This window comes from Tumebacillus avium (genome assembly GCF_002162355.1).
GTDB lineage: Bacteria > Bacillota > Bacilli > Tumebacillales > Tumebacillaceae > Tumebacillus_A > Tumebacillus_A avium.
Map to the genome: position 1 here is coordinate 2,998,813 of NZ_CP021434.1, position 25,133 is coordinate 3,023,945.

Consider the following 25,133-nt stretch of genomic DNA (forward strand, 5'->3'; position numbering starts at 1 on the left):
ACTGACTATCTTTACATAACAGGTGATCTCATTTGATAAACATATCAGAGCGTTTGGCGCGGATCGCGTCATTTGTGCCCCATGGGGTGAAGACGGCAGACATCGGCAGTGACCATGCGTATTTGCCGATCTATCTCGTCCAGCGCGGGCAGTCGGTGCAGGCGGTGGCCGGCGAGTTGAACGAAGGGCCGTTTCTCGGAGCGGAGCGCAATGTGCGTTCACACGGGTTGGCAGATAAGATTTCGGTAAGGCGCGGGAATGGACTGGCCGTGCTTACGTCGGGCGAGGTGGATGTGATCACCGTGTCCGGCATGGGCGGCGGGACGATCCGCGAGATTTTGGCGGCCGGGGTGGAGAAGCTGGAAGGCGTCTCCCGGCTGGTCTTGTCGCCGCAGGGCGACGGCGATTCGCTGCGCCGCTGGCTGCTTGCGCACGGCTGGAAGATCGTTGACGAAGACATGCTGATCGAGGATGAGAAGATCTACGAGATCGTCGTCGCCGAGCGCGGCGAGATGGTGCTCGAAGATCCGCTGCAGTTGGAGTTTGGCCCGCTGCTGTTGGCGCGCAAACATCCGCTGATTCTGGAGCGCATCGAATACGAACTGGGCAAGATCACGCTGGCGCTCAAAGGGCTGGAGAAAGCCAAAGGGGACAGCGGACAGGAAAGACGGGATGCGCTGCAGGCGCGGCGCAGGCAACTGGAGGAGGTACGAAGTCATGTCAGCTCATAAGACGACAGCGACGGTCAAGCAGATCGCAGCTTGTTTGGAGGAAATGGCGCCCTTGACGCTGGCCGAGTCGTGGGACAAGGTCGGGCTGCAGGTCGGCGACCCGAAACGCCAAGTGAAAAAAGTGATGCTGTCCCTGGACAGCAACGATGAAGGCGTGATCGACGAAGCGATCGCCAAAGGGGTGGACCTGATCATCGCGCACCATGCGATGATTTTCAAGCCCGTCCAGACCCTGCGCACCGACACGCCGTACGGACGCAAACTGCAAAAGCTGCTCGCCCACAACATCGGCGTCTATGTCGCGCACACCAACCTCGACATCGCAGAAGGCGGCATCAACGACATTTTGGCGGGGCGCCTGCATCTGGAAAACGTGGAAGTGCTGTCCCGCGTGCACAACACCCGTTTGAAGAAGCTGGTCGTGTTTGTGCCGGAAACCCACCACGCACAAGTCCTGACCGCGCTGGGTGACACGGGAGCTGGCTGGATCGGCAACTACAGCCATTGCACGTTTAACACGCCGGGCATGGGCACGTTTGTGCCGCAGGAAGGCACCTCGCCGTTTATCGGCGAGCAGGGCGTGCTGGAAAAAGTGGAGGAAGTGCGCGTCGAAACGATCGTCAGCGACCTCAATCAGGAGCGTGTGGTGCGGGCGATGCTGGAAGCGCATCCGTATGAAGAAGTTGCGTATGACATCTATCCGCTGGAGATCATGGGACAGGAGCTTGGCGTCGGGCGCGTCGGCGACCTCGTGCAGGAGATGACGCTTGAGCAGTTCACCAACTTCGTGAAGCAGCAGTACGGCGTCGAGCATGCGCGAATCGTCGGTCCCCGTGACCGCAACGTGCGCCGCGTGGCGGTGCTGGGCGGTTCCGGCGAGGAGTATTACCCGCAGGCGCTGCAAAAAGGCGCCGATGTGTTTGTGACCGGAGACATCCGCTATCACTATGCGCAGGATGCGCTGGCCGAAGGGTTGTGCATGGTTGATCCGGGACATAATACGGAAAAGATCTGCCTGCCCAGCGTCCAGGCGTATCTGGAAGCCAAGCTGCGCGAATACGGGTATGACGCCGAAGTTTTCGTGTCGGAAACGAACACCGAACCGTTCACTTTTTTGTAAGTTCAGAGCGTCTTTTTTCTGAGACAAACCCATACAGTGAAGTATGGGGGTGAACGAGCATGGCTCATCTGATCATGAGCGCAATTGCACTCATTGCTGTTATCCTGGCGTTTTCGTACGCCTATTATCTCCTACATTTGCTGCTGACGATCACAAAATGCCCCGACTGCGGACGGATCATGCAAAAGGTGATGTATACAGAACTGTCGGAGGACGGAGAGCAGAAGCAAGTGCTGTATGAATGTCGGTTCTGCCAGTCCAAACGGATCAAAAAGAGCAGCATGCCGCGCGGACGGAAGTTTACGTTGTACCCATGATTTGGTACTTGAAACTTGATGTGAAACCCTGTATACTTCTACTTTGTCAGGAATGATTTCGCTTATAAAACCGAAAAGTAAGCTGGGCAGTCGCCGGTGCAGTGTCGAAAGACCGCACGGGAGGAAAGTCCGAGCTTCACAGGGCGATGGTGCCGGCTAACGGCCGGTGGGAGCGATCCTAAGGATAGTGCCACAGAAAGAAACCGCCAGCGGCCTCTTCGGAGGTGCGGGCAAGGATGCAACGGTGCGGTAAGAGCGCACCAGCAGCATGGAGACATGCTGGCTAGGTAAACCCCACCCGAAGCAAGACCGGATAGGAGTCCACATGCGTCGGCCCGGCGCGGACTCGGGTAGGTTGCTTGAGCGTGCTGGCAACAGTACGCCTAGATAGATGATTGCCACTCCACAGTGCGAGGGTGACTCCCGTTTGCAGCACCAGGAGTACAGAACTCGGCTTACAGGCTTACTTTTCGGAGTCATATATAAGAAACAAAAGAACCCGGCGTCGGGTTCTTTTTTTATCTATCTATTGTACTTGTTAGTCAGTATTTGTAGTACAATGGTACATAGCAAGTGATGATAAGAGGAGCGGTGTCTCATGTGGTTTTTGCGGTTTCGGGAGCCGGTGAATACGTGGACGCATTTGGTGACGTGTTTGGCGGCAGTTGTGGGCATGGTGCTGTTGATCGTCTGGTCGCGGGAGAGCGCGGCGAAAGTATCGGTGATGGTGATTTACGGGGTGAGCCTGATCGTGCTGTTTATGGCGAGCGCGGTGTATCATGCCGTTCGTTCCACGCCGGAGAAGATTTTGGCGTTAAAGAAATTTGACCATATGGCGATCTATCTGCTGATCGCAGGCACGTACACGCCGGTGTTTGCATTTGGGCTGGACGGCGCATGGCGGATCACGATGCTGGCGGTCGTGTGGGGGCTGGCGTTGGCCGGGATGGCGCTGAAGCTGTTCTACATCAACGCCCCGCGCTATTTTTCCACCTTGCTCTATGTCGGCCTCGGCTGGATCGCGGTGGTGCCGTTTGTGAAGCTGGTCGAGACGCTCCCGATGGGCGCGATCTGGATGATGCTCGCAGGCGGCATCGCGTACACGGTCGGCGCGGTGATCTATGCGACCAAGTGGTTCGACTGGATTCCCGGCAAGTTCGGCTTCCATGAGATCTTCCACCTCTGGGTGTCGGCCGGCGCGACCTTGCACTTTTTGATGGTGGCGCGGTATATTGCGATTTAAGAAAAAGACCTGATCCTTTGCGGATCAGGTCTTTTTCTTGATCAGCTCGATCAGCTCTTGGTCGGTCATCGCTTCCACGACCGCGCGGACAGGGTCGTCGCCATAGCCTTTGGGGCGGCCTTCGAGTTTGAACTTGCCGGACCAGACGCCGGTGATTGCGTAGTTTCCTGACGGGAAAGAGTGGAGAAATAGCAGATAACGGCCGTTGGTCGCAAAGTCGCGGTAGATGTCTTCAGGGATCTTGAATGACTGGTGGAGGAGGGCAGGATCGCCTTTGAACAGGTCGGTGACGCGGTAGGTCTCATCGGCATAATTGGCGGCGACGATGGTGTCCGACTGCTCGATCAGGTCGTCGATCGTTTCAGGGGAACCGTATCGGTCGATCAACAGAGGGTTGTCGAGCGGCTGATCGAGGAAAGGCTGCCAACAGCCGTTGTCCCGCTTGCAGGACAGGCCGTTGATCGTCCTGGCCGTTTTGCCTTCGACGCGGTAGGTGACGCTGGTGATCTGATCGTTGCCAAAGGTGCGGAGCAGCTCATCGTGAAATTTTTTGATAAATTGCCCCTCGGAGCCGGGGGAAAGCGACAGTGCCCCTTTGCTGAGCGAGACTTCGAGATTTTTCTCCTTGATCTGGAGAGATTGCAGATCGACCTGCTCAGGGAGGTGCTGTTCGATCAGAGGTTTTACAACCTCGGGGTTGGCTTGTTCAATACAGCCGGTCAGCATCAGCGCTGTGGTCGCCAGCAGCAGAAGCGCTTTTTTCATCGTTCCCGTTCCTCCTTCTGTAATCGGATGGAGTGGTGCCGGTCTCTTTATGAAAGACGTAGGAAAAATGGGAAAGGTTCTGGTAGCCGACTTGGAGCGCGATTGTGGTCAGCGGCAGATCGGTCGAGGTCAACAACTGTCGGGCAGCGCTAATGCGGATCTGGGTGAGGGCTTCGGCCGGTGTCTGGCCGGTGGCTTTTTTGAAGGTGCGCTGCAGGTGATAAGGGGAGATGTGCAGGTGGTCGGCGAGCGTTTGCAGGGTCAAAGGCGCAGCGTAGCGGGACTCCAGCAGTTGCAGGACCGCCTGGGCCAGTTCGTTTTGCGGCACGGTTTCTTCGGGGCGGCAGCGCTTGCAGGCGCGCAGGCCGTGCGTAATCGCGTCATCGGACGTGGCGAAGATGCGGACGTTTTCGCGTTTCGGGGTGCGCGATTTGCAGGACGGGCGGCAGAAGATCCCCGTCGTCAGCACGCCGTAATAAAACTGGCCGTCTGCAGTTGCGTCGCAGTCGATGATCGCTTGCCACTGGTGGTCTTGCATGTGCATCCCTCCCGAACACGTATGGTTGGCACTATTGTATCCTGTTTTGTGGTAGGATGAAACCAATAGATGAAAGGATTGGGGGATTTTCCAAATGCCTTTGTTTTTTGCCTATGGCATCTCCACCGACCCGGAGCGGATGCAAGCGGAGATGGGCGGGTACAAGTCGTATCAAGCAGCGGTCTTGCCTGATCATGCCTGCACCTTCACTTACAACCCGGAGTATAACGGCGGCGCCACGACGCTGATCCCAAGCGATGGTGACGAAGCGCTGGGCGTGGTCTATGAGATCGAGGAGAACCAGCTCGCTCTGTTCGAAGAAGTGGACGAAGAGTACGCTTTGCACCAGATGCAGGTGAAGGCAGGCGGCGAACTGCTCACAGCGTACGTGCTACTGCCGCGCGAGGAAGAGACGTTGACCCTCCCGGCTCCTGACTATCTGGAGCGCGTGCGCAAAGGTCTGCTGGTGCACCATTCGGTCGATGAGGTTGAAGCGTATCTGCAAGCGGGCATCGAGCGCGTGAACAAAAGTGACCGCCATTAACCGTAACAAAACCCTTGGCATTTGCGCCAAGGGTTTTGTTGTCGCTACACCAGACGCACGTTGTAGTTGCGCATCCACGTATCGATTTGGGCGAGGTAGGCAAACAGCTGCGGGCCGGCCATCAGCTGGCCGAAGAAGGGGCGGACGAAGTTGGGATCGTCAGCGTTTTGCGTCGCCTGCAGCAGCACCTCTTTGTTGACCACCTGAAGCAGCGGCGAGGACGGATCGTCGAGGATCTCCAAGAGCCAGCTGCGCACGGCGTTCAGGTAAGCCGGGTTGTGCGTTTTCGGATACGGGCTTTTCTTGCGGTAGAGCACATCTTCCGGCAGCACGCCTTCCAGCGCTTTGCGGAGCAGCCCTTTTTCACGCTCGGCATGGAATTTCATCTCCCACGGCACGTTCCACATGTACTCGACGATGCGGTGGTCGCAGAACGGCACGCGCACTTCAAGCGATGCGCCCATCGTCATGCGGTCTTTACGGTCGAGCAGGGTCGGCATCCAGCGGAACAGATTGAGATAGGACATCTCGCGCGCCCGCGCTTCCGCTTTCGTTTCGCCGTCCAGCTTCGGCACTTCGGCCAGCGCCATCCGGTAGCGACCGTCGATGTGCGCCGCGACGTTGATCTTGGCCGAGAATTCTTCATTCAGCCAGGAAGCGCGGCCATCCACGTTGCGCGACCACGGGAAGGTGTCGGCGTTGACCATCTCTTCACGGTAAAACCACGGATACCCGCCAAAAATCTCGTCGGCGCACTCGCCGGACAGGGCGACGGTCGCTTCTTTTTTGATCTCCTTGGAGAACAGGTAGAGCGAAGCGTCGATGTCGGCCATCCCCGGCAGATCGCGGAAAGTCACCGCTTCTTTGAGCGCCTGCACGAGTTGCGGCGTGTCGATGACGATGTTGTGGTGCTCCGACCCGATGTACTCGGAGACGCGCTTGATCCACGGGCCGTCCGGGTTGGGCTGGAAATCGCTCGCCGTAAAATGCTTGTCGTTATCCAAGTAGTCAACAGAGAACGTGTGCAGCTTCTTGCCTTCCTGTTGGTACTTCAGCGCCGCAAACGCGGAGATCATGCTCGAATCCAGCCCGCCGGACAACAGGGTCACCAGCGGCACGTCAGAGACCAGTTGGCGCTCGACCGCGTCTTGGAGCAATTCGCGCACTCTTTCCACCGTCGTGTCAAAATCGTCGGTGTGCGGGGCGCTTTCCAACTTCCAGTACGGCGCGATCGTCGTGCCGTTGCGGTCGAAGAGCACATAGTGGCCCGGCTTCAGCTCAAACACGTTTTTGAACACGCCGTGACCCGGTGTGCGCGCAGGGCCGATCGCGAACACTTCGGCCAGCCCGTCGCTGTCCACTTCCGGCTCGACCAGCGGATGGGCGAGCAGCGATTTCAACTCAGAAGCGAAGAGCAGGCCGCCGCCGCGCTCCGCATAAAACAGCGGTTTGACGCCAAGCCGGTCACGGGCGACGAACAGGTTTTGCTCCTGCTCGTTCCAGATCGCGAAGGCGAAGATGCCGTTCAGCTTCTCCACACAGGCCGGGCCCCACTCCATGTACGAAGTGAGCAGCACTTCGGTGTCAGAGTGGCCTTGGAAGCGGTGGCCGCGGGCGAGCAGTTCCTTGCGAATGTCTTCGGTGTTGTACAGCTCACCGTTGTAGATGATCGTATATGTGCGATCGCCGAGGGCGCGCGTCATCGGTTGGATGCCGCCTTCGATGTCGACGACAGCCAGGCGGCGGTGGGCAAATCCGGCGTGGGGAGACAGCCAAATGCCTGCTTGGTCCGGGCCGCGGAGGTGTTGCAAATCTGCCATTTGTTTGAGAATCGAACTCTGTTCTGTGAGATCGACTTTCCAATCGATCCATCCACTAATCCCACACATCTTGTTCGTTCCCCTCCCATTCTGAAGTCTAGACGTTCGCCCAGCATGAGATAACCTATGCGAAGGGGGAAAAAGATGTGCAGGAAATCAGATCCCGTTGGGGCGAACCGACGCAATCACGTTTTCTGCGACTTCTTTCGACGCCAATCCTTCAAGGAACCAGCGCGAGAGATCGACGGCAGCCAGGCATCCGGCAGCGGTGGCGATCTTGTCATGCGCGACGATCGGCACATCGAGCACTTCGACGCCCATCGCGGCGAGCTGCTTGACCCGCGTCGGATAGGTGGTCGCGGTCAGGCCCTCCAACAGCCCCAGCTTGGCGAGCAGCAAGGCGCCCGAGCACATCGAGCCGATCATCTGGCGGCCGGGGTCGAGCAGGCTCTGCATCCGGGCCAGAAAAGCTTCATCATGGATCAGCGTCTGCACGCCGGGGCCGCTTTCGATCAGAACAGCGTCCGCTTCCGCTATGTAGGAGAGATCGGCCGACATCGGGATGGTCAAGCCGTTTTCTGACGTGTGGTGAGATTCGGTTCCGACCAGTTTGACCTCCCAGTCCGGCAGCATCTTGAAACGCGCCACGCGGTTGAGCAGATCCCAAGGCAGAAAGACATCCAGATCGGTGAAGCGGTCAAAAACGAGGATCGCAAGTTTCATCGGGCAAGCTCCTTTTTGTTCAAAGTGTTGCTTCTATGGTACGATGAATCGGTGAAGACGTACATACAGAATCAGGAAAGGGTGTCGCACCTATGTTTATCGCAATGAACCGTTTGACCGTTCCGGCTGACTACCGCTCTCATCTCGAAGAGCGCTTTGCCGGTGCCGGCGCACGCATGAAAGACGTGCCGGGCTGCCTCGAATATCAATTTTTGCTCCCGACCGAAGGCGATGAGCTCATCGTCTACACCAAATGGGAAACGGAAGACGCGTTTAACGCCTGGACGCAAGGCGAAGCGTTCCAACGCGCTCACCAAGGCGCCAACCCGAACTCTCCGGTCAAAGGCGATCTGCGCAAATACACCGTGAAGTTCTCTTCCTAAGCAATAAGAAAAGCGCACCTCTGCAGGTGCGCTTTTTGCGTGTTACTTGGTGATTTTGATCGTTGCTGCGGAGCGGTCTTTCGCTTCTTTTACCACTTGGATCTTCAGGCCGTACTTGAGCAGCTTGAGGCCGGAATCCGGGTTGGAAGCCGTCCAGTAGGAATCGCGGTCGCTAAACGCCTTCTCAGCCGATTGCGCGCGGGAGAAGATCGAGGAGCCGTCCGGGTATTGGACGCTCAGGTCGTTGCCTTTCTTCAGCGAGAAGGTCGCATCTTTCAGCTGGAAGCGGGAGGCAGCGACTTCGCCGTCGTTCCATTTCACAACGTTTTGGTGCGAGTCGACGACGCCGAGGAAGCCGTAGCCCGGGTGAACGCCAACCCAGTTGTTGTCGTACGCTTCATTGACGTACCACACCAGCATGCCCGGGTCGTAGGACATGATCGAGTTGCCGCGCTTCAGGTGCGCCAGACCTTGGTCCACGCCGTCATGAGTACGCCATTCCACTTGGTAGTAGTGTTTGGTGTACGACTTGCCCGGGTCTTTCGTGAAGCCTTGCAGGTCGAAGGACGGAGTGCCTTCCGCGCCGTCCGCAAATACTTCTGCGCCGTCAGCGGTCACAGTTACGTTGTCCACGTAGAAGCCTTCGAGGTTGGTGCCCCAGTCGCTGATCGAGCGGAACTGCAGCAGGATTTCCTGGCCGGCATAGGCGGACAGGTCGATCGATTCATGCACCCAGCCGTTCGAGGAACCGGTGTAGCCCGGCAGGTTCGGCTCGATCGTCGGGTACGCGCCGTTGGCGATGTCGGTCGACGTGCGGTCGGTCGCGAGGGAGGTCCAGGTCGCGCCGTTGTCGGTGGAAACTTGCGCGAAGGCGTAGTCCCATTCAGATTCGATGTTGTACCAGGTATCGAAGTCAAGGGAGGCGGACGTTTTGCCGGTCAGGTCGACAGCGCGCGCCATCGAGTGATCGTGCTCGTCGCCTTTGCCGCCCCAGAACTCGAAGGAGCCGGCAGCCGGGGTGTTGACGACCGTCTCTTGATCCGGCAGGTCGATGCGGACGACATCTTCGTTCTTGCCTTTGGTGGTCGCTTGGTCAAGCGTCACTTCCAGGCCTTTGCGCGGGATGTCAGACAGCGAGATCGTCGTGCCATGCTGCCAGTTGCCGCCGATCGTCTCTTGGAAGAACTCTTTGCCGTACGGGGAGAAGCCAACCGGCTCGGTGCCGCCGATCTTGCCCGCCCAGGAACCGGCCGACATGATCGACCAGTATTCGATCGGTTCGCCGTTGCCGGAGTAGATCGTGTCATACTCGTCCGGCAGACCGAGGTCATGGCCGTACTCATGCGCGAAGACGCCCGTTGCGCCGTCTTCCGGCATGATGATATAGTCGAACGCCGCCATTTGGCCGCCCCAGTACGGAACGTCGGTCGCGGAGCCCGGAACTGCATACGGGGAGGACAGGTCCCAGCGGTGCGACCAGATCGAGTCGCCGCCGAGGTTGCCGCCGCCAGCTTCTTCGCCCACGCCGGCGTGGATGACCGCCATGTGGTCGACGAGGCCGTCCGGCTCGCGCGTGTTGCCGTCTCCGTCGAGGTCGTAGATGTCTTCTTGGTCGTATTCGGACAGGTCGACGCCTTGGGCAACTGCTGCTGCCAGACCGTCGCGGATCAGCTGTTTCGGGTCGTTATCGTCGCCGTCGACGCCGTCCACGTTGCCGCCGTAGTAGGCAGCAGACTTCGGAGCTTTCACCCAGCCGACAACATCGCCTTCAACTGTGTAGGAACCGCCGGATTGCTGCAGATAATATTGAGCCATCGAAACGAAGTGTTCACCGTTCGGGCCGGTGTAGCCGGTCGGGGAGAACATCATTTGTTGATAGTGTTCAGTGGTGTAGTCCGGATAGAACATATCGGTTTCTTCCGGAGTGATGTTGTTGTGCTCATAGTCGTCGAATTCAACGAGCAGGACGAGCAGCTTATCTTTGCGCACATCGCCGGTCCACGGCTGCGGCTGGGCAGGCTCTACTTTCTTGCCGTTATTGCCTTTTTTGCCTTTGGCAGCTTTCGTGACTGCGGCAGCGCGATCTTTAAACGAGTTGCCTTGGCCGATCGAAACGTTCGGCTTCTTGCCTTTGCCGGAGATGTAGTCTTTCATCGCCGCTTCTTTTTGCTCTTGGCTGAGACCTGGTTCGATGATCCCGCGCTTCACGAGCGAGTCGATGTAGCGGTCGGTGTTGATCACGTTCAGGTCGGCCGGCGTGCTTTCCCGGTCGGCTGCCTGCACGGTCACTTGTGCCGGAATGCCGGCAAAAAGAGAACCTGCGATCAGCGCCGAGGACAGGCCGATGCTTACTGCCTTTTTCTTCATTGCGAAAAATCCCCCTTACTCTCAATTGAATATTTAGACTTCTCAAAATAATATTTCAACAAAGGACAAGAAAGTCCTTCGAGCTTCGAATAAAATATTGAATATTGTAATTGTTATTAATAAAAAACGCACCCGGGAGCGGGTGCGTTTTTCGGTGTGAAGCTGTTACTTGGTGATCTTGATGGTTGCTGCGGAACGGTCAGCCGCTTCGCCTACCACTTGGATCTTCAGGCCGTAGTTGCCCAGCTTGAGACCGGAGTGCGGGGAAGACGGGGACCAGTACGAGCTCTTGTCATCGAACGTGGAAACCGGGTTCTTCGCAGCGTTGTACAGGTGCTGGTCCGGACCGTAGAACACGTCGAGGTCAGAGCCTTTTTGCAGTGAGAAGGCTGCATCGTACACTTGGTAACGGGTGCCTGCTATCGCGCCGTTCGACGCGTAGCCGCCCCAGTGGTGAACGTTTTGGTGCGCGTCGACGACGCCGAGGAAGCCGTAGCCCGGGTGAGCGCCAACCCAGTTGTTGTCGTACGCGTCGTTCACGTACCACACAACCATACCTTCATCGTAGGAGAGCAAAGACTTGCCGCGAGCGATGTGCGTCAGACCTTGGTCAACGCCATTGTGCGTGCGCCACTCGACGAGGTAGTGGTGCTTGGTGGAGAATTTGCCTTCCGACTTGGAGAAGCCGTTCAGTGCGAAGGACGGAGTGCCTTCCGCGCCGTCAGCAAATACTTCTGCGCCGTTTTTGGACACTTTCACGTTGTCGACGTAGAAGCCGTCGAGGTTGGTGCCCCAGTCGTTGATCGAGCGGAACTGCAGTTGGATCGATTGGCCAGCGTAAGCGGACAGGTCGATCGTCTCATGCACCCAGCCGTTGGAGGAACCGGTGTAGCCCGGCAGGTTAGCTTCTACAGACGGGTAAGCGCCGTTTGCCAGGTCGGTACGGGTGCGGGAAGTAGCCAGAGAGGTCCAGGTTGCGCCGTTGTCGGTGGATACCTGTACGAACCCGTAGTCCCAAGATTCTTCGATGTTGTACCAGGTATCGAAGTCGAGGGAAGCGGTGGTTGCGCCGGTCAGGTCAACCGTGCGAACCATCGAGTTGTCCGCTTCATCGCCAGCGCCGCCCCAGTATTCGAAGGAGCCTGCAGCCGGGGTGTTGATGGTGCGGACTTTGTCCGGCAGGTCGATGCGGACAACATCTTCATTTGCGCCTTTGGTGGTCGCTTGGTCAAGCGTCACGGTCAGGCCGTTCGCCGGGATGTCAGACAGCGAAACGGTCTTGCCGTGCTGCCAGTTGCCGCCGATGGTGTCTTGGAAGAATTCTTTTGCATACGGGGAGAAGCCGGTCGGCTCGGTGCCGCCGATTTTGCCTGCCCAGGAGCCTGCAGACATGATCGACCAGTATTCGATCGGTTCGCCGTTGCCGGAGTAGATGGTGTCGTACTCGTCCGGCAGGCCGAGGTCATGGCCGTACTCGTGCGCAAATACGCCGGTAGCGCCGTCTTCCGGCATGATGATGTAGTCAAATGCAGCCATTTCGCCGCCCCAGTACGGAACAGCAGCCGTGGTGCCCGGAACTGCATACGGGGAGGACAGATCCCAGCGGTGCGACCAGATCGAGTCGCCTGCCAGGTTGCCGCCGCCAGCTTCTTCGCCCACGCCGGCGTGGATGACTGCCATGTGGTCGACGAGGCCGTCCGGCTCGCGCGTGTTGCCGTCGCCGTCGAGGTCGTAGATGTCTTCCTGGTCGTATTCGGACAGGTCAACGCCTTGTGCTGCCGCTGCAGCCAGACCGTCGCGGATCAGCTGTCTTGCATCGTTGTCGTCGCCGTCAACGCCGTTTACGTTGCCGCCGTAGTAAGCTGCCGATTTCGGAGCTTTCACCCAGCCGACAACATCGCCTTCAACGGTGTAGGAACCGCCGGATTGCTGCAGATAATATTGAGCCATGGAAACGAAGTGTTCGCCGTTCGGGCCGGTGTAGCCGGTCGGGGAGAACATCATTTTTTGATAGTGTTCAGTCGTGTAGTCCGGATAGAACATATCGGTTTCAGCCGGGGTGATGTTGTTGTGCGCATAGTCGTCGAATTCAACGAGCAGCACGAGCAGCTTGTCTTTGCGAACGCCGCCGTTCCAGGACTCGCCTGCAGCCGGAGCTACGGTCGTGCCGGAAGTTTGCTTGGAAGCAACGGTGGTGTTTTCCGCAGCGCCCTTTACTTTTTCGGAGCGTGCTTTGAACGTGTTCTTGGCAGCGGTTGCTGCAGCGCCTTGGCCGTTTTGCTTCAGGTACGAGCGCATTGCTGCTTCTTTCTCTTCCTGGTTCAGGTTGCTTGCGATGATGCCGCGCTTCACCAAAGATTCGATGTAGCGGTCGGTGTTCACCACATTCAGGTCTGCCGGCGAGCTTTCGCGGTCTGCTGCCTGAACAGATACTTGTGCCGGAACTGCGGCAAACAAGGAACCTGCGATCAGGGCAGAGGAAAGGCCGATGCTTAGTGCCTTTTTCTTCATAAGTGACTCCCCCTCTATTCTCTGTTGAGATTTATATCTCAGGTAATACAATTCAACAGTAAATAGATAATTCCTTCGCAATTCGAAGAAATTTTTGAAAAAAATAATCTTCTAGGAAATACCAGCTTACTTATTTGTTAATGAGTTTTAATTGATATTTCTTCTAGGAAAATTGGGCGATATGGTACAATGGGGGAGGAAGGAGAGATACATTTTGCATCGGAACTTACGAAGCTTTATCCATACATTGCGCCAAGAGCGCGACATCGTGGAGATCACGGCAGAAGTCGATCCGTATTTGGAGCTGGCGGAGATTCACCGCCGCGTCATCCAGGACGGAGGCCCTGCCCTTTTGTTCACCAATGTAAAAGGCAGCCGCTACCCGGTGTTTTCCAATATGTTCGGGACTTCGCGCCGCGTCGATCTGGCGTTTGGGCCGCGTCCGGAACAGTTGATGAAAGACATCGTGGGGCTGACACATAAGCTGGTGCCGCCGACGCTCGGGAAGATCTGGGGCGAACGCAACCTGCTGCTCGACGTGGCGAAGACCGGCACGAAGACGGTCAGCGCGGGACAAGCTCCGATTCTGGAGATGGTCGACGCGCCGGCTAAACTGACCGAACTTCCGGTGCTGACCTCGTGGCATGAAGACGGCGGTCCGTTTGTGACCTTGCCGCTCGTGTACACCGAACATCCTTCGAAAAACGACCACAACCTCGGCATGTACCGCGTGCAGATCTATGATGACAAAACGACGGGCATGCACTGGCAAATCCATAAAGGCGGCGGCTTCCACTATCATGAAGCGGAGAAGCAGAACCAGAACTTCCCGGTCACCGTGTTCCTCGGCGGACCGCCCGCGCTGATCGCCTCGGCGATCGCGCCGGTGCCGGAGATGCTGCCGGAACTCTTGCTCACTTCTCTGATCATGGGCGAGAAACTCCCGGTCGCCAAAGACCCGCACGGCGGCAAATATCCGCTGATCGCCGAGGCGGAATTTGCGATCGTTGGCCACGTGCCGCCGCATGAGCGCCGCATCGAAGGGCCGTTTGGCGACCATTACGGCTACTACTCGCTGGCCCATGAGTTCCCGGTGTTTAACGTCGACCGCGTCTATCACCGCAAAGATGCGATCTATCCGGCGACGGTCGTTGGCAAGCCGGTGCAGGAAGACTACTACCTGGGCGAATTTTTGCAGCGCCTGCTCTCGCCGGCCTTCCCGCTGGCGATGCCGGGCGTGCGCGATCTGTGGACATATGCGGAGACGGGCTTCCACGCGCTGGCCGCAGCGGTCGTGCGCGAAAGCTACAAGCGCGAAGGTCTGGTCAACGCCTTCCGCATCTTGGGTGAAGGTCAGCTGACGTTGACCAAGTTCCTGATCCTGACCGACAAGCCGGTGAAGCTGGAGAACTTCACGGCGCTGTTCGAGCAGGTGCTGGAGCGCTTCGATCCGGCACAGGATCTGTATGTGCTTGGCAACACCTCGATGGATACGCTCGACTACACGGGCCGCCGTCTGAACCATGGTTCGAAGGCGATCATGCTGGGTGTTGGCGAGCCGATGCGGACGCTGCCTGACACGTATCAAGGCAGCGACTTGCCGGGGATTCGCAAGATTGAATCGTACTGCAAAGGGTGTCTGGTCGTGGAAGGGGCTTCGTTTGAGGAAGATCCGGAGCTGGCCCCGCGCCTGGTTGATCTCGCCGCAGACAAACTGCGCGAGTGGCCGGTGGTCTTCTTGGTGGATGATGCATCGGTGGCCAAAGCGCAGTCGTCGTTCCTGTGGACGACGTTTACGCGCTTTGACCCGGCGCATGACATCTATGCGGAGCAGGAACTGCAGCGCCACCATGTCGGCTACAAACTGCCGCTGGTGATCGATGCGCGGATGAAGCCGGGCTATCCGGATGAAGTGGTCACCCGCCCGGATATCGACCAAAAGGTGTCGGAACGGTGGACGGAGTATTTTGGCAAGACGAATTTTTAAAGAACAGCAAAAGACCCCGTGGCAGTTGCCACGGGGTCTTTTCGTTTAGAAGGGCTCTTTCCAGTCGGACAGCACTTGGACACCGGATGCCTGTACGGTTTTGCGCAGCTGGTTGACGTTGACCAGATGGTTTTCGTACTCGACGGTGATGATGTGGTTCCCCGGGTCGGCCAGCGCGCGCTCAACGCCAAGCAGCGAGTTGAGCGAGGTGGAGACGCGGCGATACTCTTCCGGCGATGCATTTTTGATCATGATGTGTGCGATGGACATAACGGAACACCCCCCTGACGTAAGTATGGATTGTGTGGCTTGTATTTAGTCGATGGTCGAAGAACCAAAATGCGTCACTCCTAGTCTCGCAATCGGCTGCACACACTACTCCCAGGGGGTGCTATATACGATGACCGAACGTTCGATGAAGAAGCGTCTTGAATGGCTTGACCGCAAAGCACGGAGTGGTAAGCTGACGAAACAAGAGCAATTCGAACTGGGCCAGGCGTTTTTGACACCCGCATTTGAAAAAAGCAGCAAGTAGCAAGTCTTGCCTGCATCCTGCCGCATTGTCAGCGGCAGGATGCTTTTTTATGAAACTTTTTGGAAACTGTATCGTATAGATAGGTGTTCGTCCTGAAACCGCGAAGTAAGTTTTGGGAGAAGGAGGGGTGTGGGTTGCTGGAACTCTATTATGGATGTTTGATCGGCGGCATCCTGTTCGCGGTAGCTGTGCTGATCTTTGGCGATCTGCTGCACCTGCACGGGCCGGAGTTTTTTGATCCGACGGTGATCGGCGGCTTGGTTACGACGTTTGGCGGCGTTGGCGTAATGCTAACGACCTACACAGATCTGGCAGCGGGAGCGGTGGTCTTTTTGGCGGCGCTGGCCGGGATCGTGCTGTCCTTTTTGGTCTATTTTTTCTATGTAAAGCCGATGAAAAAAGTGGAGAACTCGACCGGATTCTCGCTGCAGGATCTGGAAGGGAAATTGTGTGAAGTTTCGGTAGCCGTTCCGGCAAAAGGCTTTGGCGAAGTGCTGGTCAAAGTCGGGGCGGGGAACACCAACCAGATTGCGGCGAGCTTTGACCGGCAGAACATCCCAACAGGGAAAAAGGCGGTCATTGTGGAAGTGAAGGACGATGTGTTATATGTATCCGCTTATGATGAATTGGAGTAAGCAGGGAGCAGGAGGGGTTATTGTATGCCGAGTTTTCTCTTAATTCCGGCAATTGTTGTCGGTGTATTGGTGCTGTTGGCGCTGGCGTTCTGGGCGCGTTATAAGACGGTAGGCCCGGATGAAGCGATGATTGTTACAGGTTCTTTTCTGGGCAGCAAAAACGTCTTGACCGATGAATCGGGGCGCAAGATCAAGATCGTGCGCGGGGGCGGCGCCTTTATTCTGCCGATCTTCCAACAGGCGGAGTTTCTGTCTCTGTTGTCGCACAAGCTGGATGTATCGACACCGGAAGTGTACACCGAGCAAGGTGTTCCGGTCATGGCTGACGGTGTCGCGATCATCAAGATCGGCGGTTCGGTCGAAGATGTCGCAACGGCAGCCGAGCAGTTTATGGGCAAGCCGGTCGAAGCGTTAAAATCGGAAGCGCAGGAAGTGCTGGAAGGCCATCTGCGTGCGATCTTGGGCACGATGACGGTGGAGGAAGTGTACCGCAACCGCGATAAATTTGCACAGGAAGTGCAAGGTGTGGCGGCAAGAGATCTGAAAAAGATGGGTCTGCAGATCGTTTCGTTTACGATCAAAGACGTTCGCGATAAACATGGCTATTTGGAAGCGCTCGGGAAGCCGCGCATTGCGGCGGTCAAGCGCGATGCGGAAATCGCCGAAGCGGAAGCGGTCCGCGATGCGCGGATTCAAAAGGCGCTGGCCGAAGAGCAAGGGCAGAAGGCCGAACTGGTGCGCGATACGAAAATCGCGGAAGCAGCGAAGGAAAAAGAGCTGAAAGTCGCGTCCTTTAAGAAGGATCAGGACACGGCGAAGGCGGAAGCGGACCAGGCGTACCATATTCAAGAAGCGCGTGCGAAGCAGCAGGTTGTGGAAGAGCAGATGAAGATCGAGCTGGTGCGCAAAGAGCGCGAGATCGATCTGGAGACGAAAGAAATCGTGCGCCGCGAGCGCCAGTACGATGCGGAAGTCAAGAAAAAGGCCGATGCGGACCGCTATGCGGTCGAGCAGTCGGCAGAAGCGGACAAAGCCAAGCGTATGCGAGAAGCGGATGCGATGCAATATAAGATCGAGGCGGAAGCGAAAGCAAACGCCGAGCAGAAGCGTCTGGACGGTCTGGCCATCGCCGAAGCGGAGCGCGCGAAAGGTACTGCCGATGCGGAAGTCATCCGTCTGCGCGGTTTGGCCGAAGCGGAAGCGAAAGAAAAGCTGGCTGAGGCGTTTGAAAAATTCGGCCAGGCAGCGATCCTCGACATCATCGTGAAAATGCTGCCGGAGCTGGCTGGGAAGATCTCCGAGCCGATCGGCAAGATTGATAAACTGACCGTTGTCGACACCGGCAAAGGCGAAGGGGCTGCTCGTGTCAGCAACTACGTCACCGAACTGATGGCGACGGCGCCGCAAATGCTGAAAGACGTGTCTGGCCTGGATCTCGAAGCGATGATCAAAGGCCTCACGCAGCGCGGCGGAACGAACGCTGTGCAGCAAGTGATCGAGTCGGTCGTGCAGGAAGAGAAGTAAACTCGGAACTCGGATCGAACACGGGGAGCCAAATTTATCGCCAGACGGCGGTAGATTTGGCTTTCGTGCTATACTGGAAGCATCGCCCAGTTCGGTTGTAAAAATGAAAGGGAAGTGTTTCGAAATGGTGTTCTTGCAAGTGATCGCAGTGCTGGTGTTTGCGTATTGGGTGGTGATGACCGTTTTGAATGTGCGGGGGCTGCGGATGATTCCGGAGCTGACCGGGGGAACGGTCGCAGGAGAGCAACCTTTGGTCTCGGTGATCGTGGCGGGCAAGGATGAGGAAGCGGCGATCGAGCGGACGATCGAGAGCCTGCTGGCGCTGGAGTATCAGAACTATGAACTGATCGTGGTCGATGACCGCTCGGAGGATCGGACGGGCGAGATTGTGGACAAGGTGCAGCAGCGTGCGGCAGAAGCAGGATCGAAAATTCGGTTTGAAGTGATACATATTGAGCACCTGCCGCAAGGATGGCTGGGGAAAAATCACGCGCTGTATCGCGGCTATCAGTTGGCGCGCGGGGAGTACATCCTGTTTACCGATGCGGACGTGCGGTTTGAACGGAACGCGCTGGGGACGGCGATGGCGTTTGCGCTTAAGGAGCGGGCTGATCATGTGACGATGACGCCGACGATGGAGGCGGGCAGCTTTTGGCTGCGGGCGTTTGTGCATTATTTTTTGTTTTCGCTGTGTCTGGTGATGCGGCCGTGGCTGCCAAATGTCGATACGCAGGACAAGGTCGGATTTGGCATCGGGGCGTTTAATTTGATCTCGCGCAAGGCGTATGAAGGGATCGGGACACACCGCGCACTGCGCATGCGGCCTGACGATGATCTGCAGCTCGGCACGATGGTCAAGCAGGCCGGGCTGAGACAGCGTCTGGTCACCGGGACGAAACTGCTGACGGTGGAATGGTACCCGACGCTTGGCGAGGCGATCCGCGGGTTGGAGAAAAACACGTTTGCCGGGCTGAACTACTCGATCCTGATGGTTATCGTCGGTGTGCTCGGACAGCTGCTCGCGTTTTTCCTGCCGTTTGTCGCTTGGCTGGTGCTGGGCTGGGCCGGACTGCTGTATGCGGCATCGGTGGTGATGATGGCGTATCTGTACCTGCGGTACACGCGGACGCTGAGCCCGTATCGCGGCGAGGAGGCGGTGGCTTTGCCGCTGACCGCACTGTTGTTTGTCTACATCATCGTACGTTCGACGTACCTGACGCTCAGCCAAGGCGGGATCTACTGGCGCGGGACGTTTTATCCGCTGAAGGAACTGAAGAAGATGAAGCAGGGGAGAGGGATCTTGTGAGTGAGCAGGAGAACCGGGTACAGGGGATTCAAGCGTATCACGAGCAGACGAAACATCATTTTCACCGCTATGCGAGGGCGCTTCCTGATCTGGACTGGGACACGCAGCCGGAGCCGTTTCGGACGTATGACGGGGCAGAGAAGATTCCGCTGTTGAGAGTCGAGCCAACCGAACAGCCGGGCTATGATCAGGCGTTTGCGCCAGGTGCGGTCGCGGCGGCGCCGTTGAATCTGCAGAGCATCTCGCAGCTGTTTTATGACAGCATGTCGATCGTGCGCTGGAAGATGTCTTGGAACGGTACGCAAAAGCGGGCGGTGCGCGTCAATCCGTCGAGCGGGAACTTGCATCCGACAGAAGCGTATCTGCTGTGCGGCGCAGTGGAAGGCGTGACCGAACAGCCGTTGGTCGCGCATTACTCGCCGAAAGTGCATGAGCTGGAAAAGCGGGCCGAGCTGCCCCGTGAGCTGTGGGAGCGGGTAAGCGGCGGGCTGCCGGACGGAGCGGTGCTGGTCGGGCTGACATCGATCTACTGGCGCGAATCGTGGAAGTACGGGGAGCGAGCGTTTCGGTACTGCCATCTCGATGTTGGACATGCGCTTGGCGCATTTGCCGTTGCGGCGGCCGGGCTGGGCTGGCAGGTGCGGCTCGTGGAAGCGCCGGGCACCGGGCAGTTGAACACCATGTTTGGCGTCGCCGGACAAGACGGGCCGGAAGCGGAGCATGCGGATTGTCTGCTCGCCGTGTTTCCGCAGGGGAGTCAGTTGCGGGAAGAGGCAGTCGATCTGTCGGTCGTGGAGGAGTTTACAGCTTTGAATTGGCTGGGAGAGCCAAACGTGCTGAGTCAAGATCACCACCCATGGGAGATCATCGATGAAGCGTCGCACGCAGTTGAAAAGCCGGAGACATCACACCTGGTTTTGAAGACCAGGAGTGACCAGCAAGGCTCTCTTTACAAAAATAATGAAAGAAACATCCCCCTGCGGAAGCTGGTACGCCAGCGCAGAAGCGCGGTGGCGATGGACGGGAAGACGGGTATTTCCCGGGAAGTTTTTTATGGGATCATGAAACGGCTGGCCCCGGCAGCGTTTGAGCTGCTACCGTGGGAGCCGAAGATGAGCATGGCGGTATTTGCGCATCGGGTGGAAGGATTGACCCCTGGCATGTACATGCTGGTGCGCAATCCGAAACACTTGGCAGCGCTGAAAAGCGCGTCGCACCCATCCTTCCGCTGGACCAAGCCGGAGTCGTGCCCGGATGGTCTGGAGTTTTATTTGCTGGCAGAAGGCGATTTCCGCAAAATTGCCCGCGACGGCTCCTGCGACCAGGACATCGCGTCACATGGCAGTTTTGCCGTGGCGATGTACGCAGAGTACGAAGCGCCGCTGCAGGAGCATGGCGCCTGGTTCTACCCGCGTCTGCACTGGGAGTGCGGGCTGGCCGGGCAGCTGCTCTATCTGGAAGCGGAAGCGGCCGGTGTGAGCGGCACGGGGATCGGGTGCTTTTTTGACAATCCGATGCACCGCACCTTCGGGCTGAAAGGCAAAGCGTGGCAGGATCTGTATCATTTCACCGTCGGCGGCGCTGTGTTCGATGAGCGGCTGACTGATCTGCCCGATTATGGGGGATAAAGGGAAGTAGCACTTTTTTTCAAGGAGAATCTGCATGATCAACAAACGGCTCCAAGAGTTGAGTTTGCTCGCCGGCGGTACAATCATCGTGTTTGGCGCTGCTGTCCTGCTCGTGACAGCTTTGCTGTGGGCGTTTGGCATCGCGATCAGTACGTGGAATCTGCCCGCAGGCGCCGGTCTTGCTGTCGTGGCGCTGGCTTTAGGCGTGAACCGCTATGTGGAAGGGTCACTGCAGAAAGCGGTCGTTTTCGCTGGCGTGCTGGCATTTGCGGCAGTGCTGTTGTGGCTGTCGGTGCTGCTCGGCGGCTCTTATTTTGACGTGTCGTATGACGGGCAAGGCTACCACACCGATGCGGTGATCAAACTGCATGACGGGTGGAATCCCTTTCATCAGCCGTACACGGGCAACGTCTGGAATGATCATTATGCAAAAGGCTCCGAGATCCTCGCCGCTTCGCTCTATCGGGTGACCGGCGTGCTGGAGCAGGGGAAAGCGTGGAATTTCCTGCTCTTGGCGGCGTCGTTTCTGCTGGCCTTTGCCGGGCTGCTCAGCTGGGATAGACAGGTCTGGCGGGCGCTCTTGGCGGCGGTCGTGCTGGCTTGGAATCCGGTGGTGATCAACCAGACGCTGACCTTCTACATCGACGGGCAGCTCGGCTCGCTGCTCTTGTGTCTGCTCGGGCTTGGCGCACTGATCGCCGTGCGCGGCGACCGCTGGATCGCATTGGTCTGTGCCATGGTGCTGGTGCTGATCTTGAATAACAAATTCACCGGCGTCGTCTATGCGGTTGTGCTGTGCGGCGGGCTGCTGGCCTTGCTCTGGGCGGTCGGGAAGCGCCGGGTCACAGGCGGGATGACGGCGGTGATCGCTGTGGCGTTTGTGGTGGGCATCCTGTTTGTCGGATGGAATCCCTATCTGCACAATACAATGGAAAAAGGGCACCCGTTCTACCCGGTCGCGGGCGACGGGAAGCTGGACATCATGGATCGGCAGGTGCCGGGCAATCTGGTCGGGCTCCCGGCGTGGAAAAAGCTGGCCTGGTCCGTTTTTGCCCACTCGGAAAATGTGCTGGCGACGCAAAAGGCAGTGCTGAAAACTCCGTTTTCCTGGACGGAAAAAGAAATCAAAGCGTTCAAAGGCCCCGACCCGCGCATCGGCGGCTGGGGTCCGCTGTTCGGCGGCGCGGCGCTGCTGGGGATCTTGGTGGTTGTTTTGTCCTTTCTGCTCACTCCGTGGCGGCAGGCACTGCTGGCCAGCGGCGTGCTGCTGATCGTCGCCTTGTCGGTGCTGGTCAATCCGGAAGCGTGGTGGGCGAGATTTACCCCGCAGCTGTGGCTGATACCGGCGCTGGCGGCCGCGTACGGGCTGGTCGTGAGCAACAGCCGGACGCTGCAAGCGCTGAGCCTAGCCTTGCTGGTGCTGATGGGGACGAACTCGTGGCTTACATCGCAAGAGTATTTTGTGCGGCAGGGTGAATACACGGCGCTGGTCGAGAAGCAGTTGTCTGTGCTGCAGCGCGTCTCACAGAAAGAGCCGATCCCTGTCGTGCTTGGCACGCCTGCGCATGGGCGAAGGTTCGCCGAGCACGGAGTGCGTTTTCTCGCCGTGAAAAAGCTGGCTTGCGACGGGCAGACGCAGTTGCAGGCATCCACGACATTTGTTTGCACGCCGCCGGAACTGAAGGAAAAAAAGGCCAAGTAGGGAAGTAGTTGTTGATGCAACCGACTCTAGATACAAGGTGGGGTACATATGACAGCAATTGAGTACGTGCGTGGTTTGTTTGGGCAAGAAGATGACATTTTGACCGGTGTCCGCCAGTCGATCGTCGACCGCGACATGCCGGCGATTTCCGTATCGCCGGAAGTAGGCACGTTTCTAACGATGCTCGTCAAGATGAACGGCGCGAAAAACGTGCTGGAGATCGGCGCGCTCGGCGGCTACAGCGGCATTTGCCTCGCGCGGGGGCTGGGCGAAGACGGCACGCTGACTTCGCTGGAGTTGGAAGCGGAGTATGCCGAACTGGCCCATGAGAATTTGAAAAAAGCGGGCTTTGGCGACAAAGTGCAGTACCGCCTTGGCGAAGCGTTGACCAGCCTGGAGCAGTTGGGGGCGGAAGGGGCCAAATTTGACCTGTTCTTCATCGACGCGGACAAGGTGAACTACCTCAACTACTACAACTGGGCGCTGAAGCTGGCCAACCCGGGCGCGCTGATCGTTGGCGATAACGTGCTGCAGAGCGGGCGGGTGTTCGACCCGGAAAACAACGCGGAAAACACGCTGGCGATTCGTGCCTTCAACGAGCAGATCGCAACCGATGACCGCGTGGATTCGATGCTCCTGCCGATCGGGGATGGCCTGTCGGTCACCCGCGTCAAGTAGGAGGCCGAGCATGAAGACGCTGCTGTTGTGGGACATCGACGGGACCTTGCTGCGCAACAAAGGGGCAGGGAAACGGGCGATGAACCGTGCGTTTGCCAAGATGACCGGAGAGGAAGGCGCTTTTGACAGCATCGACATGGCAGGCGGCCTTGACCTGAACATGATCGGCGGCGTGTTTGCCCGGTACGGGGTGGATGCGTCGCGGATGGAGGAGTTTTTGACGTTGTATTACCCGTGTTTGGAAGATGTGATGCGGGATGGCAACTCCAAGCTGATGCCCAATGTCGTGCAGGTGTTGGAGCGGGCTGAGCGCGATGCGCGTTTTTACAACGCGTATGGCACGGGCAATGTCGAGCGCGGGGCGCGGATCAAGCTGGAGCATTTCGATCTGAACCGCTTTTTCCCGGTCGGCGGGTTCTGCTACGGGCCGGTCGAGCGCTGGCAGTTGCTGCAAGATGGCATAGAGCGGGCGCAGCAGCACTACGGGGTGGAATTTGCCCCGGAGCGGGTGATCGTCATCGGGGACACCCTAAAAGACATCGAAGCCGCCCGCAAGATTGGCGCGAAAGTCGTCGCTGTCGGCACCGGCGGGCATGCGTATGACGTGCTGGCAGCAGCGGAGCCGGACCTGCTCTTGGCGGATATGACCGACGAGGAGCGCTTCTTCGCCTTTTGCAGCGAGTAAGCGGCAGCCCTTAATGGACACCCTACCCTCATAGAAGGAGGGATCGTCCATGGGCGAAAAAATCGTAGCCGTGCAAAAAAACGGCGACGGCGACATCACCGCCGTCAAAACGGACAGCGGCCGTGTGCTGCAGTACGATCAAGCGATCACCGAAGCCAAAAGTGGGGCTCTGGAGCATGTTGACGTCTTCCAACGCTACGGGCGCGACATTCTGCGCTCCGAGCCGGATGGAGACAAGAGCAACAACCTGGATAACCTGCCGAAGTTTTAGCGAGCAATGAGAAAACGCCCGGTTCCTAAACGGAACGGGGCGTTTTTTTCGTGACCCACCGCACCAAAACGCGGTGTGGAAAGGCTCGGTTCTGCTCACGGCAATGTCATCAGCATGACCGATTCGGCAGGCGTTGCGGTTGCGGAGTATTCGTGGGGGGACTTGGGATTGATCTATTTGAGGTCAGGCAAAACAGTCAAACGAGTTAACCTTCTTGGAAATGAAAATTGAAAAATATGGAAGGGTCTTTCTTTTTCGGCTCAACTTGTGAGAGATAGTATATCATTTCTAAGATGAATGGGCAGAAATATAAAGTTAGCCTCAATATTAATAAAGGTGAACTGAGGAGCTTCGATGTAATGCCGTTTACGTCGGTCAATCCTAGACACTACAATATTTGGGATCCTAGTGTGAGGTGGTAAAAAATGCAACACAACGAACTACTCAAGGAGATCAGGTCTCTTTGCGGACAGAACAAAGTCTTCGAAGTTGAAGGATTGCTCGAAGAAGCCTTAACAAGAGACAAAACAAACATTGATTTATGGCTGCGTCTTGCCCGCTTGCAGCTGGATCTCCATGTATGTGACTATGAGAAATGTTTAGAGTGCTTAGACCATGCTCACGAGGCAGATCCTGGGCACCCCTATCCCTTGCTTCTCATGGCATATGTTCACGAATACTATTTCGCCGGCATCGACAGCATCTTGTTCCACAAACTGATGAATTTTGCTGCTCGTACGGAGCAAAAGGATGTCCAGTCTATGTTGGTGTACATGGCGTCTTGGCACTGTCATGACGAGGATGGAGCTCAGAGAGAAAAGATGTTGCGTGATTCGATTGTCCTCTATCCGGATCATGCACAACATTACTTGGTTTTGTCCTGGCGCTATGATGCAACAGATCGCCATGCAGAAGCATTGGAGATGAAGAAACTGGCATTCCCGCACATTCGAGCAATAGATGATCTGTTGTACGAAAACTGGGATTGTACAGACTATGAGGCTCTGATCGATGAACACATCCGGGGAACCCTTACAACCAAGGAAAACTATGATTCGTTATTCCGGGAAGTAAATGGCACCTAATAAAAAACCCGCTCCTAAGAGCGGGTTTTCTCATT

23 protein-coding genes, 1 other RNA gene and 1 pseudogene are annotated in these 25,133 nt (G+C 57.3%); 18 read left to right on the plus strand and 7 right to left on the minus strand.

Annotated elements, in window-relative coordinates; translation table 11 throughout:
* Nucleotides 1-32: 32 nt before the first annotated feature.
* From CBW65_RS14365 to trhA, 5 genes are all read left to right on the plus strand, one after another.
* Nucleotides 33-731: a tRNA (adenine(22)-N(1))-methyltransferase gene (locus CBW65_RS14365; RefSeq protein WP_087457419.1), complete on the plus strand. Its 699-nt coding sequence runs from the start codon at nt 33-35 to the stop codon at nt 729-731.
* Nucleotides 718-1,851, plus strand: a complete 1,134-nt coding sequence (locus CBW65_RS14370) for a Nif3-like dinuclear metal center hexameric protein (protein WP_087457420.1) — start codon at nt 718-720, stop codon at nt 1,849-1,851. Before CBW65_RS14365 ends, CBW65_RS14370 begins: the two co-directional genes overlap by 14 nt.
* Before the next feature lie 59 nt (nt 1,852-1,910).
* A complete protein-coding gene (locus CBW65_RS14375) occupies nt 1,911-2,168 on the plus strand; it encodes a hypothetical protein (protein ID WP_087457421.1) in 258 nt (85 codons plus the stop codon).
* 74 nt (nt 2,169-2,242) lie between these two features.
* An RNA gene (rnpB, locus tag CBW65_RS14380) (RNase P RNA component class A) lies at nt 2,243-2,642 on the plus strand.
* A gap of 124 nt (nt 2,643-2,766) precedes the next feature.
* Nucleotides 2,767-3,411 carry a PAQR family membrane homeostasis protein TrhA gene (gene trhA / locus CBW65_RS14385; protein WP_087457422.1) on the plus strand — a complete coding sequence of 215 codons (645 nt, stop codon included), beginning with the start codon at nt 2,767-2,769 and terminating at the stop codon, nt 3,409-3,411.
* 24 nt (nt 3,412-3,435) lie between these two features.
* Here trhA and CBW65_RS14390 read toward each other — a convergent pair whose 3' ends face one another.
* Both CBW65_RS14390 and CBW65_RS14395 read right to left on the minus strand, forming a co-directional pair.
* Nucleotides 3,436-4,176: a hypothetical protein gene (locus CBW65_RS14390; protein WP_087457423.1), complete on the minus strand. Its 741-nt coding sequence runs from the start codon at nt 4,174-4,176 to the stop codon at nt 3,436-3,438.
* Nucleotides 4,118-4,714, minus strand: a complete 597-nt coding sequence (locus CBW65_RS14395) for a bifunctional transcriptional activator/DNA repair enzyme AdaA (protein ID WP_232463336.1) — start codon at nt 4,712-4,714, stop codon at nt 4,118-4,120. The genes CBW65_RS14390 and CBW65_RS14395 overlap by 59 nt, the downstream gene beginning before the upstream one ends.
* A gap of 94 nt (nt 4,715-4,808) precedes the next feature.
* Between CBW65_RS14395 and CBW65_RS14400 the strand changes: the two genes are divergently transcribed.
* Nucleotides 4,809-5,258: a gamma-glutamylcyclotransferase family protein gene (locus CBW65_RS14400; RefSeq protein ID WP_087457425.1), complete on the plus strand. Its 450-nt coding sequence runs from the start codon at nt 4,809-4,811 to the stop codon at nt 5,256-5,258.
* A 44-nt stretch (nt 5,259-5,302) separates the two neighbouring features.
* Here the strand turns inward: CBW65_RS14400 and asnB are convergent, their stop codons facing one another.
* Both asnB and CBW65_RS14410 read right to left on the minus strand, forming a co-directional pair.
* On the minus strand, nt 5,303-7,147 hold the full coding sequence (asnB, locus tag CBW65_RS14405; RefSeq protein ID WP_087457426.1) for an asparagine synthase (glutamine-hydrolyzing): 1,845 nt from the start codon (nt 7,145-7,147) through the stop codon (nt 5,303-5,305).
* Between the two features lie 87 nt (nt 7,148-7,234).
* A complete protein-coding gene (locus CBW65_RS14410) occupies nt 7,235-7,801 on the minus strand; it encodes a DJ-1/PfpI family protein (protein ID WP_087457427.1) in 567 nt (188 codons plus the stop codon).
* 92 nt (nt 7,802-7,893) lie between these two features.
* Here CBW65_RS14410 and CBW65_RS14415 point away from each other — a divergent pair, with 92 nt between their 5' ends.
* On the plus strand, nt 7,894-8,184 hold the full coding sequence (locus CBW65_RS14415) for an antibiotic biosynthesis monooxygenase family protein (protein ID WP_087457428.1): 291 nt from the start codon (nt 7,894-7,896) through the stop codon (nt 8,182-8,184).
* Between the two features lie 42 nt (nt 8,185-8,226).
* Here the strand turns inward: CBW65_RS14415 and CBW65_RS14420 are convergent, their stop codons facing one another.
* Nucleotides 8,227-10,551, minus strand: a complete 2,325-nt coding sequence (locus CBW65_RS14420; RefSeq protein ID WP_087457429.1) for an immune inhibitor A domain-containing protein — start codon at nt 10,549-10,551, stop codon at nt 8,227-8,229.
* A gap of 165 nt (nt 10,552-10,716) precedes the next feature.
* Entirely contained in the window at nt 10,717-13,062 is a 2,346-nt protein-coding gene (locus tag CBW65_RS14425; protein ID WP_087457430.1) for an immune inhibitor A domain-containing protein, read from the minus strand.
* Nucleotides 13,063-13,273: 211 nt separating this feature from the next.
* Here CBW65_RS14425 and CBW65_RS14430 point away from each other — a divergent pair, with 211 nt between their 5' ends.
* Nucleotides 13,274-15,049, plus strand: a complete 1,776-nt coding sequence (locus tag CBW65_RS14430; RefSeq protein WP_087459249.1) for a UbiD family decarboxylase — start codon at nt 13,274-13,276, stop codon at nt 15,047-15,049.
* A gap of 45 nt (nt 15,050-15,094) precedes the next feature.
* Here the strand turns inward: CBW65_RS14430 and CBW65_RS14435 are convergent, their stop codons facing one another.
* The gene (locus tag CBW65_RS14435) at nt 15,095-15,319 is read right to left on the minus strand and encodes a hypothetical protein (protein WP_087457431.1); all 225 of its coding nucleotides are present in this window, start codon (nt 15,317-15,319) and stop codon (nt 15,095-15,097) included.
* Nucleotides 15,320-15,449: 130 nt separating this feature from the next.
* Here CBW65_RS14435 and CBW65_RS25115 point away from each other — a divergent pair, with 130 nt between their 5' ends.
* The 10 genes and pseudogenes from CBW65_RS25115 to CBW65_RS14480 all read left to right on the plus strand — a co-directional run bounded on the left by CBW65_RS25115 (nt 15,450) and on the right by CBW65_RS14480 (nt 25,098).
* Nucleotides 15,450-15,584: a hypothetical protein gene (locus CBW65_RS25115; protein WP_269767936.1), complete on the plus strand. Its 135-nt coding sequence runs from the start codon at nt 15,450-15,452 to the stop codon at nt 15,582-15,584.
* A gap of 134 nt (nt 15,585-15,718) precedes the next feature.
* Nucleotides 15,719-16,219, plus strand: a complete 501-nt coding sequence (locus tag CBW65_RS14440) for an NfeD family membrane protein (RefSeq protein WP_087457432.1) — start codon at nt 15,719-15,721, stop codon at nt 16,217-16,219.
* Nucleotides 16,220-16,243: 24 nt separating this feature from the next.
* Nucleotides 16,244-17,743: a flotillin lipid rafts scaffold protein FloT gene (locus tag CBW65_RS14445; RefSeq protein ID WP_087457433.1), complete on the plus strand. Its 1,500-nt coding sequence runs from the start codon at nt 16,244-16,246 to the stop codon at nt 17,741-17,743.
* Between the two features lie 124 nt (nt 17,744-17,867).
* Nucleotides 17,868-19,049: a glycosyltransferase family 2 protein gene (locus CBW65_RS14450; protein ID WP_087457434.1), complete on the plus strand. Its 1,182-nt coding sequence runs from the start codon at nt 17,868-17,870 to the stop codon at nt 19,047-19,049.
* Nucleotides 19,046-20,677, plus strand: coding sequence for a SagB/ThcOx family dehydrogenase (locus tag CBW65_RS14455; protein WP_087457435.1), 1,632 nt, complete (start codon nt 19,046-19,048; stop codon nt 20,675-20,677). The genes CBW65_RS14450 and CBW65_RS14455 overlap by 4 nt, the downstream gene beginning before the upstream one ends.
* Before the next feature lie 34 nt (nt 20,678-20,711).
* Nucleotides 20,712-22,379 (plus strand): hypothetical protein, encoded by a 1,668-nt coding sequence (locus CBW65_RS14460; RefSeq protein ID WP_087457436.1) that lies wholly within the window; start codon nt 20,712-20,714, stop codon nt 22,377-22,379.
* 48 nt (nt 22,380-22,427) lie between these two features.
* Nucleotides 22,428-23,057, plus strand: coding sequence for an O-methyltransferase (locus tag CBW65_RS14465; RefSeq protein ID WP_087457437.1), 630 nt, complete (start codon nt 22,428-22,430; stop codon nt 23,055-23,057).
* Nucleotides 23,058-23,067: 10 nt separating this feature from the next.
* Nucleotides 23,068-23,742: an HAD family hydrolase gene (locus tag CBW65_RS14470; protein WP_232463337.1), complete on the plus strand. Its 675-nt coding sequence runs from the start codon at nt 23,068-23,070 to the stop codon at nt 23,740-23,742.
* 52 nt (nt 23,743-23,794) lie between these two features.
* Nucleotides 23,795-24,013, plus strand: a pseudogene (locus CBW65_RS14475) (DUF3892 domain-containing protein); the annotation flags it as partial.
* Nucleotides 24,014-24,438: 425 nt separating this feature from the next.
* A complete protein-coding gene (locus CBW65_RS14480) occupies nt 24,439-25,098 on the plus strand; it encodes a tetratricopeptide repeat protein (RefSeq protein ID WP_087457440.1) in 660 nt (219 codons plus the stop codon).
* Nucleotides 25,099-25,133: the final 35 nt, after the last annotated feature.

Bases quoted from the DNA above. Each gene is read 5' to 3' on its own strand.
- CBW65_RS14480 (WP_087457440.1), top strand. From the start codon at position 24,439: ATGCAACACAACGAACTACTCAAGGAGATCAGGTCTCTTTGCGGACAG.
- CBW65_RS14410 (WP_087457427.1), bottom strand. From the start codon at position 7,801: ATGAAACTTGCGATCCTCGTTTTTGACCGCTTCACCGATCTGGATGTC.
- CBW65_RS25115 (WP_269767936.1), top strand. From the start codon at position 15,450: ATGACCGAACGTTCGATGAAGAAGCGTCTTGAATGGCTTGACCGCAAA.
- CBW65_RS14460 (WP_087457436.1), top strand. From the start codon at position 20,712: ATGATCAACAAACGGCTCCAAGAGTTGAGTTTGCTCGCCGGCGGTACA.
- CBW65_RS14415 (WP_087457428.1), top strand. From the start codon at position 7,894: ATGTTTATCGCAATGAACCGTTTGACCGTTCCGGCTGACTACCGCTCT.
- CBW65_RS14435 (WP_087457431.1), bottom strand. From the start codon at position 15,319: ATGTCCATCGCACACATCATGATCAAAAATGCATCGCCGGAAGAGTAT.
- CBW65_RS14450 (WP_087457434.1), top strand. From the start codon at position 17,868: ATGGTGTTCTTGCAAGTGATCGCAGTGCTGGTGTTTGCGTATTGGGTG.
- trhA (WP_087457422.1), top strand. From the start codon at position 2,767: ATGTGGTTTTTGCGGTTTCGGGAGCCGGTGAATACGTGGACGCATTTG.
- CBW65_RS14445 (WP_087457433.1), top strand. From the start codon at position 16,244: ATGCCGAGTTTTCTCTTAATTCCGGCAATTGTTGTCGGTGTATTGGTG.
- CBW65_RS14465 (WP_087457437.1), top strand. From the start codon at position 22,428: ATGACAGCAATTGAGTACGTGCGTGGTTTGTTTGGGCAAGAAGATGAC.
- CBW65_RS14400 (WP_087457425.1), top strand. From the start codon at position 4,809: ATGCCTTTGTTTTTTGCCTATGGCATCTCCACCGACCCGGAGCGGATG.
- CBW65_RS14470 (WP_232463337.1), top strand. From the start codon at position 23,068: ATGAAGACGCTGCTGTTGTGGGACATCGACGGGACCTTGCTGCGCAAC.
- CBW65_RS14370 (WP_087457420.1), top strand. From the start codon at position 718: ATGTCAGCTCATAAGACGACAGCGACGGTCAAGCAGATCGCAGCTTGT.
- asnB (WP_087457426.1), bottom strand. From the start codon at position 7,147: ATGTGTGGGATTAGTGGATGGATCGATTGGAAAGTCGATCTCACAGAA.
- CBW65_RS14390 (WP_087457423.1), bottom strand. From the start codon at position 4,176: ATGAAAAAAGCGCTTCTGCTGCTGGCGACCACAGCGCTGATGCTGACC.
- CBW65_RS14425 (WP_087457430.1), bottom strand. From the start codon at position 13,062: ATGAAGAAAAAGGCACTAAGCATCGGCCTTTCCTCTGCCCTGATCGCA.
- CBW65_RS14375 (WP_087457421.1), top strand. From the start codon at position 1,911: ATGGCTCATCTGATCATGAGCGCAATTGCACTCATTGCTGTTATCCTG.
- CBW65_RS14395 (WP_232463336.1), bottom strand. From the start codon at position 4,714: ATGCAAGACCACCAGTGGCAAGCGATCATCGACTGCGACGCAACTGCA.
- CBW65_RS14420 (WP_087457429.1), bottom strand. From the start codon at position 10,551: ATGAAGAAAAAGGCAGTAAGCATCGGCCTGTCCTCGGCGCTGATCGCA.